The 13,255-nt window shown below is 63.9% G+C and carries 10 protein-coding genes; 3 read left to right on the top strand and 7 right to left on the bottom strand.

The genetic code is table 11. The features are described 5' to 3' along the window. Positions 1 to 7 precede the first annotated feature (7 nt). The 7 genes from FJ418_RS19585 to FJ418_RS19555 form a co-directional block, all read right to left on the bottom strand. Positions 8 to 1,396 (bottom strand): aldehyde dehydrogenase family protein, encoded by a 1,389-nt coding sequence (locus FJ418_RS19585; protein ID WP_140868358.1) that lies wholly within the window; start codon positions 1,394 to 1,396, stop codon positions 8 to 10. A gap of 21 nt (positions 1,397 to 1,417) precedes the next feature. Next, a complete protein-coding gene (locus tag FJ418_RS19580; protein ID WP_140868355.1) occupies positions 1,418 to 1,834 on the bottom strand; it encodes a type II toxin-antitoxin system VapC family toxin in 417 nt (138 codons plus the stop codon). Further along, positions 1,824 to 2,234, bottom strand: a complete 411-nt coding sequence (locus FJ418_RS19575; protein ID WP_140868352.1) for a hypothetical protein — start codon at positions 2,232 to 2,234, stop codon at positions 1,824 to 1,826. The genes FJ418_RS19580 and FJ418_RS19575 overlap by 11 nt, the downstream gene beginning before the upstream one ends. A 69-nt stretch (positions 2,235 to 2,303) precedes the next feature. Further along, the gene (locus tag FJ418_RS19570; protein ID WP_140868349.1) at positions 2,304 to 3,674 is read right to left on the bottom strand and encodes a glutamine synthetase family protein; all 1,371 of its coding nucleotides are present in this window, start codon (positions 3,672 to 3,674) and stop codon (positions 2,304 to 2,306) included. A gap of 84 nt (positions 3,675 to 3,758) precedes the next feature. After that, entirely contained in the window at positions 3,759 to 5,315 is a 1,557-nt protein-coding gene (locus FJ418_RS19565; RefSeq protein WP_140642353.1) for an amino acid permease, read from the bottom strand. 88 nt (positions 5,316 to 5,403) lie between these two features. Next, the gene (locus tag FJ418_RS19560) at positions 5,404 to 6,942 is read right to left on the bottom strand and encodes an amino acid permease (protein ID WP_140868346.1); all 1,539 of its coding nucleotides are present in this window, start codon (positions 6,940 to 6,942) and stop codon (positions 5,404 to 5,406) included. Between the two features lie 12 nt (positions 6,943 to 6,954). Then, positions 6,955 to 7,782, bottom strand: a complete 828-nt coding sequence (locus tag FJ418_RS19555; RefSeq protein WP_140868343.1) for an N-formylglutamate amidohydrolase — start codon at positions 7,780 to 7,782, stop codon at positions 6,955 to 6,957. A 146-nt stretch (positions 7,783 to 7,928) separates the two neighbouring features. Here FJ418_RS19555 and FJ418_RS19550 point away from each other — a divergent pair, with 146 nt between their 5' ends. The 3 genes from FJ418_RS19550 to FJ418_RS19540 all read left to right on the top strand — a co-directional run bounded on the left by FJ418_RS19550 (position 7,929) and on the right by FJ418_RS19540 (position 13,254). Continuing rightward, positions 7,929 to 8,753, top strand: a complete 825-nt coding sequence (locus FJ418_RS19550; RefSeq protein WP_140706854.1) for a MurR/RpiR family transcriptional regulator — start codon at positions 7,929 to 7,931, stop codon at positions 8,751 to 8,753. A gap of 215 nt (positions 8,754 to 8,968) precedes the next feature. Further along, positions 8,969 to 10,126 carry an efflux RND transporter periplasmic adaptor subunit gene (locus FJ418_RS19545; RefSeq protein WP_140868340.1) on the top strand — a complete coding sequence of 386 codons (1,158 nt, stop codon included), beginning with the start codon at positions 8,969 to 8,971 and terminating at the stop codon, positions 10,124 to 10,126. Beyond that, on the top strand, positions 10,123 to 13,254 hold the full coding sequence (locus tag FJ418_RS19540) for an efflux RND transporter permease subunit (RefSeq protein ID WP_140868337.1): 3,132 nt from the start codon (positions 10,123 to 10,125) through the stop codon (positions 13,252 to 13,254). Before FJ418_RS19545 ends, FJ418_RS19540 begins: the two co-directional genes overlap by 4 nt. The last annotated feature ends 1 nt before the right edge of the window (position 13,255 follow it).

The raw sequence follows: 13,255 nt of genomic DNA, 5'->3' as shown, positions 1-13,255 counted from the left end.
CAAAAAGTCAGATCGCTTCACGCAGGTGATAGGATTTCGGCCTCGTCAAATTGTCGTAGCCGATGGCCGAGAGCGCGGCGCCCTTGCCGGTGTCCTTGACGCCGGTCCAGACCAGCGCCGGGTCGAGATAGTCGCAGCGGTTCATGAACACCGTGCCGGTTTCGACGCGGTCGCCGATGGCAATTGCGCGCTCCGTGTCGCGCGTCCAGATCGAGGCGGTCAGCCCATAGGGGCTGTCGTTCATCAGCGCGATCGCCTCCTCGTCGTTGCGCACCTTCATGATGCCGACGATCGGCCCGAAGCTCTCCTCGCGCATGACGCTCATCTGGTGATCGACTTCGGTCAGCACTTCCGGCGCCAGATAGGGCGAGCCCGGCTTGTCGTTCTCGACCTTCATGTTGATATGCGCCTTGGCGCCCTTGCGCAGCGCTTCTGCCTTCTGCTCGCGGATCAGGTCGGCGAAGCGCGCCTGCGCCATCGGCCCCATCGTGGTCGCCTGGTCCAGCGGATTGCCGACGACATAGTTCCTGGTCTCGGCGACGAAACCCTCGACGAACTCGTCATAGACCTTCTCATGCACATAGACGCGCTCGATGCCGCAGCAGCACTGGCCTGAATTGTAGAAGGCGCCATCGACCAGATTAGCGACAGCATGGTCCATCTTGGCGTCGGGCAGCACATAGGCCGGGTCCTTGCCGCCGAGTTCGAGGCCGAGCGTCATGAAGGTGCCGGCGGCCGCCTTCTCGATGGCGCGGCCGCCGCCGACGGAGCCGGTGAAATTGACATGGTCGATCTTGCCCGAGCCGAGCAGCTTCTCGGTCTGGGCGTGGTTCATGACCAGGTTCTGGAACAGTCCCTTCGGCAGGCCGGCCTTGTCGAAGGCTTGGCTGAAGCGTTCGCCGACCAGCAGCGTCTGCGCGGCATGCTTGAGGATGACGGCGCTGCCCGCCATCAGCGCCGGCACGATGGTGTTGACCGCTGTGAGATAGGGATAGTTCCACGGCGCGATCACCAGCACGACGCCGAGCGGCACCTTCTTGACATAGCGGCGGAAGCCGTCCTTCGAATTGGAGGCAAGCACCGGCTTCAGCGCGGCTTCGGCGATCTCGACCATGTAGTTGGTGCGTTCCTTGACGCCGCCGAACTCGCCGCCATAACGCACCGGCCTGCCCATCTGCCAGGCGATCTCGGGCACGATCTCGTCGGTCATCGCAACCAGGGCTTCCAGCATCGCCAACATGTATTTGCCGCGCTCGACGACCGGCGTCTCGGCCCACTTCTCTTGCGCCGCCCTGGCGCGCTCGACGGCCGCGTTGATCGCCTGGTCGCTCGCGACCGGCCGCTCGGCATAAATCGAGCCATCGATGGGGGATTTGAGTTTTACGGTTTCCAACAAGACGTCTCCAATTGATTGTTCTCAGCAGGCGATGGCCCGGATATGACCTTGCGCTGCATAGGCCAGAATGGCCCTGTCACGCGTTACGATTGTCAGATCGCGCTCCCGCGCGGTGGCTATCAGAATTCGATCCATCGGATCGTTGTGAACGACGCCTGGCAGGTAGGAGGCTGCAATGAGAATGCGCGGCGTCACCCCTTCCACCGTGACGGCCGCCGCGTTGACGAACTCGTCGAACCAGCGATCGGGTGTCTTCGTCGACGGTAACTTGCCCTTCGATACGAGCATGCCCATCTCCCATGCCGTCATGACTGATACATTCAGCCTGCCGGACTGAGGAGCCTTGCTGATAGCCGTTGTCGCCGTCTCGGCAATCGGTGCGTCCTGCGAAATCCAGATGACCGCGCAGGTGTCCAACAGAAGGTTCTCAGTCTTCATAGAGCTTGCCCCAATCCGGGTCGGCAGGCTCCGTCAGATCGACATCAGGCATGATCGTAAGCGTCCCCTTCATGCAGCCGAAGATCGGGTGTCTTGACGGTGTTCCACTGATTTCGGCTTGAGCCGATTCACCAAACCCCTCTGAGCCACTCGAACCTGCCTGGGTGCGCCGAAACACCAGATTTTCGCCGGCAATATTGACCGACTCCGTCTGGAACCCCGCGGCCAGCCATTCTTTTGTCATCGGATTGTTGCTGGGGTTGTTGCTCCACCAAGCCGGATACTGCTTGGACGCCGGCAGCTTTTCGCCAAGCAGCTTCTCGATGTCGCTGAACGACATCGGAACCCGCTCACCGGCTTGAGCCATGAGGTACGAACGCAAAGGCGAATACTTTCCCATTTCACGCTCCTGAACTTAACCAACCGAGATTACAGCTTTAGTTACGTTCAGTCAACACTGATTACAGCTTCAACACCTCTCAAAGCCCCTGTGCAGCTCCCAATCCGTGATGCGGCGGTCGTATTCGAACTGCTCCCAGCGGGCGGTGTGCACATAGTGCTCGATCACGTCGTCGCCGAAGGCCTGCTTCAGCATCTTCGACTTGGCCAGCGTCTCGGTGGCGTCGCGCAACGTCTTCGGAATCTCGGGCAGGCGCGAGGCCTGATAGGCGTCGCCGACGAAAGGCTTCTGGAGCTCCAGCTTCTCATCGATGCCGGCAAGGCCGGACGCGATCAGGGCGGCGAAGGCGAGATAGGGATTGAGATCGGCGCCGCCGATGCGGCATTCCATGCGGATGCCCTTGGTGCCCTCGCCGCAGAGCCGGAAGCCGGCGGTGCGGTTGTCCTCGCTCCACATGATCTTGGTCGGCGCGAAGGTGCCGGCCTGGAAGCGCTTGTAGGAATTGATGTAGGGCGCCAGGAACCAGGTGAACTCCTTGGCGTATTTGAGCTGCCCGGCCGCCCATTGCTGGCCGAGCGCGGACAGCGTCCAATCGGCCTTCTTGTCGAAGAACAGCGGCGTCTTGCCGTCCGCGCTCCACAGCGAATTGTGGATGTGGCTGGAATTGCCGGCGAGGCCGTAATTGTACTTGGCCATGAAGGAGATGGCCTTGCCCTCGGAATCGGCGATCTCCTTGGCGCCATTCTTCAGGATGACGTGGCGGTCGGCCATGTCGAGCGCTTCGGCATAGCGCACATTGATCTCTTCCTGCCCAGGGCCCCACTCGCCCTTGGAATTTTCGATCGGGATGCCGGCGGCCTCCATCTCGTTGCGCAGCCGGCGCATGACGCCTTCTTCCTTGCTGGTGATGCCGATCTGGTAGTCGCCGATATAGGGCGAAGCGCTGTCGAGCCCCTGCCAGTGCTTCTTGCGGGCGGACTCGTAGGTCTCGCTGAACAGATAGAATTCGAGCTCGGAGGCGAAATAGCCGATATAGCCGCGCTCCTGCAGGCGCTTGACCTGCTTCTTCAGGATGGCGCGCGGCGAGTGTGACAAATCCTCATGGTCGTGATGGTCGAGCACGTCGCAGATGACCAGCGCCGTCTTCTCCAGCCACGGAATGCGCCGCAGCGTCGACAGGTCCGGCTTCATGACGAAGTCGCCATAGCCCTTCGACCAACTCGCCGCCTTGTAGCCCGGCACCGGTTCCATATCGATGTCGCAGGCCAAGAGATAGTTGCAGCCATGCGTCTCGCCATGCGCGGAATCGACGAAATACTGGGCCAGGAAGCGTTTTCCCGAGAGCCGGCCCTGCATATCGACGATGCAGGCCAGCACCGTGTCGATCTCGCCGTTCGAGACCGCTTTCTTCAACTGATCGAACGAGAAATTCCCGGCCATTCCTTTGGCACTCCAGCGCTTGTCGATTGAGGGGAAACAAAACCATGGCCGGCGTTGCGCCGGCCATGGCCATGAGGCGAAGTATCAGTGGCCGGTCTCGCCGACCGCCTGTTCGGCCGCCTTGATCGCTGCCTGGCGCGCCGCGATGATGTCGCCAAGCGGCGGACCTTGGAAGCGGTTGCGCTCGAAGGCGAACCAGACGATCGCCGTCAGGATGAAGAAACCGACGGTGATATAGAGCGCCCAGTCGTTCGGCGGCTGGATGCCAATGACGAAGATCAGGATCATCGACAGGATTGAGAGAACGCCGAACAGCATGAAGACGGCGCGCCCCATGTTCCACGGGCCCATCTTGTCCCACTTCGGCGTTCCCCAGGCCATCATGCCGAGCACGATAGGCACAATGAAGGACAGAAACAGGAAGATGACCGTGCAGGATACAACGATCGTATAGGCCGAGGTGCCGGCGACCGAAACAAGGGTCGAACCCCACACGAACAGCACCGACAGGATCGAGGCCGTCCAGATCGCCGCCACCGGCGTGCGATAGGTGGGGCTGACCTTGGCAAGCGCCGCCGAGCCCGGCAGGCCGCCGTCACGCGAGAAGGCGAAGATCATGCGCGAGGCCGAGGTGACGGTGGCAAGACCGCACAGCAGCTGCGCGATGAACACGACGAGGTAGACGAACTCCTTGAGGCCGGGGCTGACGCGCTGGTCGAAAGCCCAGAAGAACACGTTCCAGCCCTGCTTGGCGGCGTCGTCCATGTTCGGGATCATCAGCACGAAGGCGGCCAGGAACAGGTAGCCGAACAGCGCCGACCAGACGACCGACATCACCATCGCGCGCGGCACCGAAGAGGCTGCCTTGATGGTCTCTTCCGACGTATGCGCCGAAGCGTCGTAGCCGGTGATCGTGTAGATCGGCAGCAGGAGGCCGAGCGCGAACACCCAGGCGTTCGAAACCGATGGCCACACACCGCCGCCGGCGTCGCCGGAGTAGTTATGGAAGGTGAAGAGGCGGCTGAAATCCCAGGTCTCGGCCGAAAGCAGGCAGACCACTGCGATCAGGATCGAGCCGAAGAAGATGAGATATCCCGAGAAATCGGTCAGTTTCGCTGTCAGCTTGATGCCGAGGTGGTTGATCAGCGCCTGAGCGCCGGTGATGACGACCAGGAAGATCATCTGGTTGGTCAGCGTGCCCTCGATGCCGAGCGCCGGTCCGAAGGCGCCGATGAAGAAGGTCCAGGTGCCGACATTGATGGCGCCCAGCACGGTGATCAGGCCGAGCAGGTTGAGCCAGGCCGTCACCCAGCCGGTGCCGCGATTGCCGAGGATCGAGCCCCAGTGATAGAGGCCGCCGGCCGTCGGATAGGCCGAGCTGATCTGCGACATGGCAACCGCGAAGGTGAGCGACACGAAGCAGCCGACCAGCCAGCCGATGCCGATGCCGATGCCGCCGGCGCCCGACGTGGCCTGGGCCAGCGAATTGATGCCGCCCGACAGGATGCAGATGATCGAGAACGAAACCGCGAAATTCGAGAAGCGGCTGAGCCGCCGCTCCAGTTCCTGGGCATAGCCCATGCTGTGGAGGGCTTTCACGTCCTCCGCCTTGTCGACGTCTGTATAACCCGGTGTCGTCATGTTGGAATCCCCTATGGTTCTTGGCTGGCCGGTCCTGCACCGTGATGCCCGGTCGACCTGAGCCGACCGGGCGATATTGCGTTTGCCGTTAGCCCGCTGTCTGGCCGACTGCTTTTTCCGCGGCCGCGATCTCCGCCGCGCGACGAGCAATGTCGGCACCGATCGGCGGCCCCTTGAAGCGCCGCGATTCGATACCGAACCACAGAACGGCCAGCAGGATGATCAATCCGATGGCGTAGTTGATCAGGATGTCGAAGGGCGGCTGGATGCCGGCATACATCAGCACCAGAACCCCGAGCACGGTGACGATGGCGAAAGGCTTTGACCAGACGCCGAGACGGAACGGGCCGAACTCCGTCCAAGTCTTGCCTTCCGCAAACAGGCCTGCCGCCACCGGCATGGCATAAGACACGTAAAGGAAGAGAGCGCAGCCTGCTGCCAACGCCGCGAAGGCCGGCGAATAGAGCGTGGCCGCGATCGACAGCACGACGCCAAGCCAGATGGCCGGGACGGGCGTGCGCCAGGTCGGCGAAACCTGCTTCCACAAAGACGACCCCGGCAGGCCTCCGTCACGCGAGAAGGCGAAGATCATACGCGAGGTCGAAGTGAGCCCGGCCAGCGCGCACAGATAATTCGCCAGCACGATGCAGATGCCGAGCAGATCCTTCAGCCAGGTCGGCGCCGGCAGGTTGTTGAAGAGGTTGAACCAGGCATTGCCGCCGTCCTTTGCGGTCGCCACGAGATCGGGGCTCGCGAGGACGAAGGAGACCGCCATGACGAAGCCGAAGACGAGAGACCACAGGACTGCGTGGATCATGCCCCTGGGCACTGCGATGCGAGCATTGTGCGTCTCCTCGGCGGTGTGCGCCGAGGCGTCAAAGCCGGTGATTGTATAAAGTGGGTAAAGCAGGCCGATCAGGAAGGCCACCAGCGCCGTGCGGGCCGTCGGAACATAGCCGCCGCCGGCATCGCCGGTCGTGTTGACGAAAGTCGTCAACCGCGAAAGATCGAAGCCATGCGCGCCCCAGATCAGGAAGGTCAGCGTCAGCACGACCGCGACAGCGAGAATGAGGTAGCCCGAAAAGTCGGTCAACATCGTCGTCGTCTTGATGCCAAGGTGGTTGAACAGGCCTTGGGTGACGGTGATGATGACAACCGCCGTCGTCTGCTGCCAGAAACCCCAGGTCGATGTGTCCAGGCCAAGGATCGGTCCCGCGACAAGCCCGGAAAACAACAGGTAGACGCCGACATTCACCGAAGCGACGACGAAGATCAGGCCGAGCAGGTTGATCCAGGCCGTTGCCCAGCCCCAGCCGCGCCCGCCCAAGATCGACGACCAATGGTAAAGCCCGCCGGCGGTAGGATAGGCCGAACCGATTTGGCCGAGCGAAGCCGCGACCACAAGGGCGAACAGACCGCCTATAACCCAGCCGATGGTCGCCTCGAAACCGCTGCCGGTGGCCATCGCCAGCGGGAACGACGTGATGCCGCCGGCTAGAATGCAAATGATCGAGAAGGAAATGGCGAAGTTGGAGAAGCCGCTCATGCGGCGGGCCAATTCCTGGGCATAGCCCATGCTGTGAAGGATTTTTACGTCCTCCGATTTCTCTGCGTGATCTGTTGTCATGTCGGAGTTCCCCTATTGTTCTTGGCTGGCCGTTCCTACTGACTTTCCCATTGCGCGCGGTCGGGAGCCCCTGGCCTCGTCGGGCTCCAGATTCGAGAATATGCCTGTGAGCAGATCCGCCCATTTCCGCTGCCCGGCATCGCCGGCGATTTCGTCGTTGCGGATTTCGATCATCGCGCAGGCGAGGCCGCGCGAACGCGCGTGCCGTTCCAGCGTGAAATAGACGCGGTCGGCCGGCGAATAGGGTTCGTTGACGCCGACAGTGACGCCGGAGAGCCGCTGCAGCGCCGATATCAGCGGCGCCGCCAAGCGGCGATCCTCGTCATGGATGATGCCGATATGCCATGGCCGGCTCTTGCCCTTGTAGATCGGCGTGAAGGAGTGCACCGACACCAGCCGCGTCTCCTGGCCGCGCGCCAGCCGCTCGTCGATGATCCGGGCGATCGTGTCGTGGAACGGGCGCCAGGCAAGGTCGATCCGCGTGGCGCGCTGCTTGTCGGACAGGCCCGAATTGCCGGGAATGGCTGTCGTCTCGCTGACCGGCGGAACGAGGTCCGGCGCGTCCAGCGGCCGGTTGCAATCGATGACGAGCCGCGACACGCGGGTCTCGATCAAAGTGGCATCGAGCGCTTCGGCCATGCGGCGTGCGACGGGAAGCGCGCCCGGGTCCCAAGCGATATGGCGCGAAAGGTCCGCGGCCGGCAGGCCGAGCGTCCCGAACTCGGCGGGAAGGACGTTGGAAGCGTGGTCGCAAGTGATGACGAAGAGGCTTGAGCCGCCAGGGTTGGTCACCCTTACGGTTTCAGACGGTGCAAGGCTGACAGGCCGTGCTTTCTCCATGCTGCCGTCCCCTGGGGGAGCGCTGTATCGTATGTTACGTATTTTGTCTCATTGCGTCCCTGTGAATGATTTCATACAGTTTGACCGGCTTTGTCAAACGCGAATTCGGGAAAACGGCGGCGGGCGGCCAACAGGCGGGGGAAAACATGATTTCCAGCATTGCCGAACTGATCTCGGACCGCATCGGGACGATGCCGGCCGGCGAGCGCCGCGCGGCCCAGACGCTGATTGCCAACTATCCTTTGACCGGGCTGAAGACGGTCGCCGAATTCTCGGCCGCGGCCGGCGTGTCCTCGCCGACGATCTTGCGCTTCGTCGCCAGGCTCGGCTTCCAGAACTATCCTGAATTCCAGTCGGCGCTGCAGGATGAATTGGCGGCGCAATTGCAGTCGCCCGCTTCGCGCACGCTCGATCCAAGCTCGGCCGGCGGCGCCGTCTCGCCGATGCTCGAGGCAACGCTCGACAACATGCGCGAGACCTTCCGGCACCTCACCGACAGACAGCTTGCTGACATAGCCGCACGGCTTGCCGAGCGGCGCGGCAAGACCTTCCTTATCGGCGGTCGCTTCACCGATCCGCTGGCCCGCTACATGGCCGCCCATCTCGCCATCATCCAGCCGGATGTCTATCACCTCGCCGGCCAGGAGAGCATCTGGCGCGACCGCCTGATCGACATGGGCAAGCGCGACGTTCTGGTGATCTTCGACATCCGCCGCTACCAGGAAAGTCTCGTCCGCTTCGCCGAGAAGGCGCATCACCGCGGCGTGCAGATCATTCTCTTTACCGACCAGTGGCTTTCGCCGATCGCCCGCTTTGCCCGCCACGTGATCGCCGGGCGTACCGCCGTGCCTTCGGCCTGGGATTCCTCCGCCGCCCTGTTCGTGGTCGCCGAAACCCTGATCGGCGCCGTGACCAGGCAATTGGAAGCGGCCGGCGCCAAGCGCATCCGCGATCTTGAAAGCCTCCGCTAGCGAGGCGGAAGCCGGCGCGAAATGCGGCAAAACGCAAGAGTCCGAACCGCGTCCGGACCTCACGTTACCGAGATTTAATGTGCACGTTTGCGTGATAATTGCCATAAACCGCTGATATCGGGGTGTGGCGTGGCCGGTTTTCGCCCCCAGCCCGTATCGTCGAAGTGCCTGCTTCCGCTGGAATCCGGCAGACGAGCCCTGCCGCTGGAGTGTCGATGTCGAGCTGGAAACAGATTGTTGCAGCGTTTGTGATTCTGGTCGCCGCCGTGGCCGCCTGGGCTCGCTTTTATCCCAGCGCGCCTCAGATACTGGCGCGTTGGGGAATGGACTGGGCCATCGCCGCGACACCTCCTGCAGCGGAAAGCGCCGCCGCTGGTCCCGGCCAATCCGGACGCAACCGCGCCGGTCAGATCGTCACCATCGTCGCTTCGCCTGCCGGCACCGCCACCATCAACGACAGGCTGCAGGCGATCGGCACCGGCCGCGCCAACGCGACCGTCACCGTCAATCCATACTCGTCCGGACGCCTCACTGAACTGCTGGTCCAGTCCGGCACGCATGTCGAAAAGGGCGATGTCATCGCCAGGCTCGATTCCGAGACGGAAGTGATCGCGCGCGACCGCGCCCAGGTGGCGATCGAGGATGCGCAGTCCAAGCTCGATCGGGTGAAGTCGCTCAGGGCGTCCAATGCGGCGACGCCCGTTGCCGTCGCCGACGCCCAGGTGACGCTCGCCAACGCCAGGCTGGCGCTGCGCGATGCCGAGCTCGCACTCGAGCGCCGCTCGATCGTGGCGCCGATCGAAGGCACCGTCGGCATCCTACCGATCGCCGCCGGCAACTATGTCACCAATCAATCGGCGATCGCCACGCTGGACGACCGCTCCAGCATCCTGGTCGATTTCTGGGTACCGGAACGCTTCGCCGCCGCGGTCAAGGTTGGCGCTCAGCTGTCGGCCACGCCTCTGGCCAACCCCAACCAGGTCTATACCGGCACCGTCTCGGCCATCGATAACCATATCGACGAGAACAGCCGCACGCTGCTTGTGAAAGCGACGATCGCCAACCCAGCCGATTCGCTGCGCGCCGGCATGTCCTTCCAGATCGGCATGCGCTTCCCCGGCGATACCTATCCGGCAGTCAGCCCGCTCGCCATCCAATGGGGGACCGACGGCGCCTATATCTGGGCCGTCGACAACGGCAAGGCCAAGCGCGTTCCGGTGCGCATCATCCAGCGCAACACCGAGACCGTGCTGATCGATGCTCCGGTCGTGAGCGGCGACTTGGTGGTGACCGAAGGCACGCAGAGCGTCAGCGAAGGCGGCGATGTCCGCATCGCCGGCGAGGATCGTGCCGCCGGGACCGAGGGCTCATGAGCGGCGCCGGCGACGCCGCCGCGGGATCTGGCCTGACGGCGCTTTTCATCCGCAGACCGGTCATGGCCTTCGTGCTCAACACGCTGATCGCGGTGGCCGGGCTTGCCGCATTCTGGGGCGTCGAGATCCGCGAATTGCCGGATGTCGACCGCCCCGTCATCACCGTCAACACCACCTTCGAGGGCGCGGCCGCCGAAACCGTCGACCGTGAGCTGACCGACGCGATCGAAGGCGCGGTCGCGCGCGTTTCGGGCGTCAAGTCGATCTCGTCCACCTCCTCCTTCGGCCAAAGCCGCGTCACCATCGAATTCAACGACGGCGTCGACCTCAACGTCGCGGCCTCCGACGTGCGCGATTCCGTCAGCCGGATCACCAATCAGTTGCCCGAGACTGCCGACGCGCCGCGCATCGTCAAGGCCGACGCGAATTCGGACCCGGTGATGCGGCTGGCCGTCACCTCCGACACCATGTCGGTGCAGGACATGACAGTGTTCGTGCAGGACCGCATCGAGGACGAGCTCGCCGCGGTGCCGGGTGTCGCCGACGTCCAGGTCTCCGGCGACCGCGACAAGATCTTCCGCATCGACGTCGACCAGAACAAGCTGGCGAGCCTGGGCTTCACCGTCGCCGACCTTCGAAAGGCTCTTGCCTCGGTCGCCTTCGATTCCCCGGCCGGCTCGATCACCACAACCAATCAGGACCTCATCGTTCGCACGACCGCCGACGTGACCACGCCGGAGGAGTTCGAGAACATCGTCATCGGCGGCGCGACCCGTATCCGCGACGTCGCCACCGTGACGCTCGGGCCCGATATCGGCCAGACCTCGCTGCGCTCCGACGGCAAGACCGGTATCGGCCTCGGCATCATACGCCAGGCGGAATCGAACACGCTCGACATCTCGACCGGCGTGAGGGCCGCCGTCGCGAAGCTGCAAGAGACGTTGCCTGCCGGCATGTCCATCAAGGTGACCAGCGACGACGCCGTCTTCGTCAACGGCGCCGTGCACGAAGTCGAGATCGCGCTGGCGCTGTCGGTCTCGATCGTGCTCGTCGTCATCTACGCTTTCCTGCTCGACTGGCGCGCCACGCTGATCCCCGGCCTGGCGATGCCCGTCGCCATGATCGGTACCATCGCCGCGATCTATCTCGCCGGCTTCTCCGTCAACATCCTGACGCTGCTGGCGCTGGTGCTGGCGACCGGCCTTGTCGTTGACGACGCCATCGTCGTGCTCGAAAACATCGTGCGCCGCCGCAACGAAGGCATGGGGCCCCGCGCGGCGGCGGTGCTTGGCACGCAGGAAGTGTTCTTCGCCGTCGTCGCCACAACGCTGACGCTGGTCGCCGTCTTCGTGCCGATCTCCTTCCTGCCGGGGCAGACCGGCGGCCTGTTCCGCGAATTCGGTTTCGTGCTGGCAATGTCGGTGCTGCTCTCCTGCGTGGTCGCGCTGACGCTCTGCCCCATGCTTGCCTCGCGCATGCTGACCAGCGCATCGCTTCACCATGAAGGCGGTACCGGCATCGGCGCGCGCATCGGCGGCGCCTTGCACGGGCTCTACAAGCATTGCCTGCGTCTTTGCCTCGACGCGCCCTGGATCGTTGTCCTGGTCGCGCTCATTTTCGCCGGCACCGCCTTCACGCTGTTCGGCACCATCCGCCAGGAACTGACGCCGACGGAAGATCGTGCCGTGGTGCTGTTGCGCATCAGCGCGCCGCAAGGCGTCAGCCTCGACTACACGACCGAGCAGATGCGCAAGATCGAGCGGCTGATCCAGCCGCTGCGCGATTCCGGCGAGATCCGCTCAACCTTCGAAAACGCCGGCAACAACGGCTCCTACAATTCGGGCTTCATGGTGATGACGCTGGCGCCCTGGGACGAGCGCAGCCGCAGCCAGCAGGAGATCATGGCCGACATCAGCCGCCTGACCAGGCAGGTGCCGAGCGTGCGCGTCTTTCCGGTGCAGCCGAACAGCCTCGGCGTTCGCGGCGCCGGCAACGGCCTGCAATTCGCGCTGGTCGGCAACGACCGCAAGGCGCTGAGCGAGGCGGCGGTGAAGATCGTCGACGAGATGCGTCAGGATCCGCGCTTCCAGACGCCGCGCCTCTCCGTCGACCCGACGCAGCCGCAGCTTGCCGTGGCCATCGATCGCGAACGCGCCTCCGATCTCGGCATCGACATCACCGGGCTGGCCGACACGCTGCAGGCCATGCTCGACGGCAACGATGTTGTCGACGTCTACATCGCCGACCGCAGCTATGGCGTGAAGCTGGTCTCGACCACCAACCCGATCAACGACCCGACCGACCTGGAAAACATCTTCCTGAAGACGTCCGATGGCCGTTTCGTGCCGATGTCGACCATCGCCACGCTGACCGAGCGCGCCGTGCCGCCGTCGCTGACGCGCGAGCAGCAGCAGCCCTCGGTCGCGATCACCGCCAATCTCGGCAGCGGCTTCGCGCTCGGCGAGGCGCTGACCCGCGCCGATCAGATCGCGGCGCCGCTGCTGCCACCCGGCGCGCGCATCCTGCCGCTCGCCGAAGCCGCGACGCTCGGCGAGAGCAACAACGCCATGATTGCCGTCTTCAGCTTCGCCCTGGTCATCATCCTGCTGGTGCTGGCCGCGCAGTTCGAGAGCTTCGTCAGCGCCCTCATCATCATGGCGACGGTGCCGCTCGGGCTCGCCTGCGCCATTTTCGCGCTGCTCCTGTCGGGCACCAGCCTCAACGCCTACAGCCAGATCGGACTGGTGCTTCTGGTCGGCGTCATGGCCAAGAACGGCATCCTGATCGTCGAGTTCGCCAATCAGCTGCGCGACCGCGGGCTCGGCGTGCGCGAGGCGATCGAACAGGCTTCGACCATCCGGCTGCGCCCGGTGATGATGACCATGATCTGCACCGTGCTCGGCGGCGTGCCGCTGGTGCTCGCCGCCGGCGCCGGCGCCGAGGCGCGCGTGGCGCTGGGCTGGGTCATCGTCGGCGGCCTTGGGCTCGCCACTGTCTCGACTTTGTTCCTGACGCCTGTCGCTTATCTCTTGCTTGGCCGCTTTGTCACGCCGAAAGCGCATGAGGAAGCGAGGCTGAAGCGCGAGCTCGAGGAAGCCGTGTATGTCGACGCGGAGCCGGCCGAGTAGA

Origin of the sequence: Mesorhizobium sp. B2-8-3, assembly GCF_006440815.1 — a bacterium.
Lineage (GTDB): Bacteria > Pseudomonadota > Alphaproteobacteria > Rhizobiales > Rhizobiaceae > Mesorhizobium.
Note: the sequence above shows the minus strand (reverse complement) of the source record. Positions and strands in the feature narration are given on the sequence as shown.

What these genes read in the sequence shown, in the direction of transcription:
- FJ418_RS19580 (WP_140868355.1), bottom strand. Translation starts at nt 1,834, where the DNA reads ATGAAGACTGAGAACCTTCTGTTGGACACCTGCGCGGTCATCTGGATT.
- FJ418_RS19560 (WP_140868346.1), bottom strand. Translation starts at nt 6,942, where the DNA reads ATGACAACAGATCACGCAGAGAAATCGGAGGACGTAAAAATCCTTCAC.
- FJ418_RS19545 (WP_140868340.1), top strand. Translation starts at nt 8,969, where the DNA reads ATGTCGAGCTGGAAACAGATTGTTGCAGCGTTTGTGATTCTGGTCGCC.
- FJ418_RS19555 (WP_140868343.1), bottom strand. Translation starts at nt 7,782, where the DNA reads ATGGAGAAAGCACGGCCTGTCAGCCTTGCACCGTCTGAAACCGTAAGG.
- FJ418_RS19550 (WP_140706854.1), top strand. Translation starts at nt 7,929, where the DNA reads ATGATTTCCAGCATTGCCGAACTGATCTCGGACCGCATCGGGACGATG.
- FJ418_RS19575 (WP_140868352.1), bottom strand. Translation starts at nt 2,234, where the DNA reads ATGGGAAAGTATTCGCCTTTGCGTTCGTACCTCATGGCTCAAGCCGGT.
- FJ418_RS19540 (WP_140868337.1), top strand. Translation starts at nt 10,123, where the DNA reads ATGAGCGGCGCCGGCGACGCCGCCGCGGGATCTGGCCTGACGGCGCTT.
- FJ418_RS19565 (WP_140642353.1), bottom strand. Translation starts at nt 5,315, where the DNA reads ATGACGACACCGGGTTATACAGACGTCGACAAGGCGGAGGACGTGAAA.
- FJ418_RS19570 (WP_140868349.1), bottom strand. Translation starts at nt 3,674, where the DNA reads ATGGCCGGGAATTTCTCGTTCGATCAGTTGAAGAAAGCGGTCTCGAAC.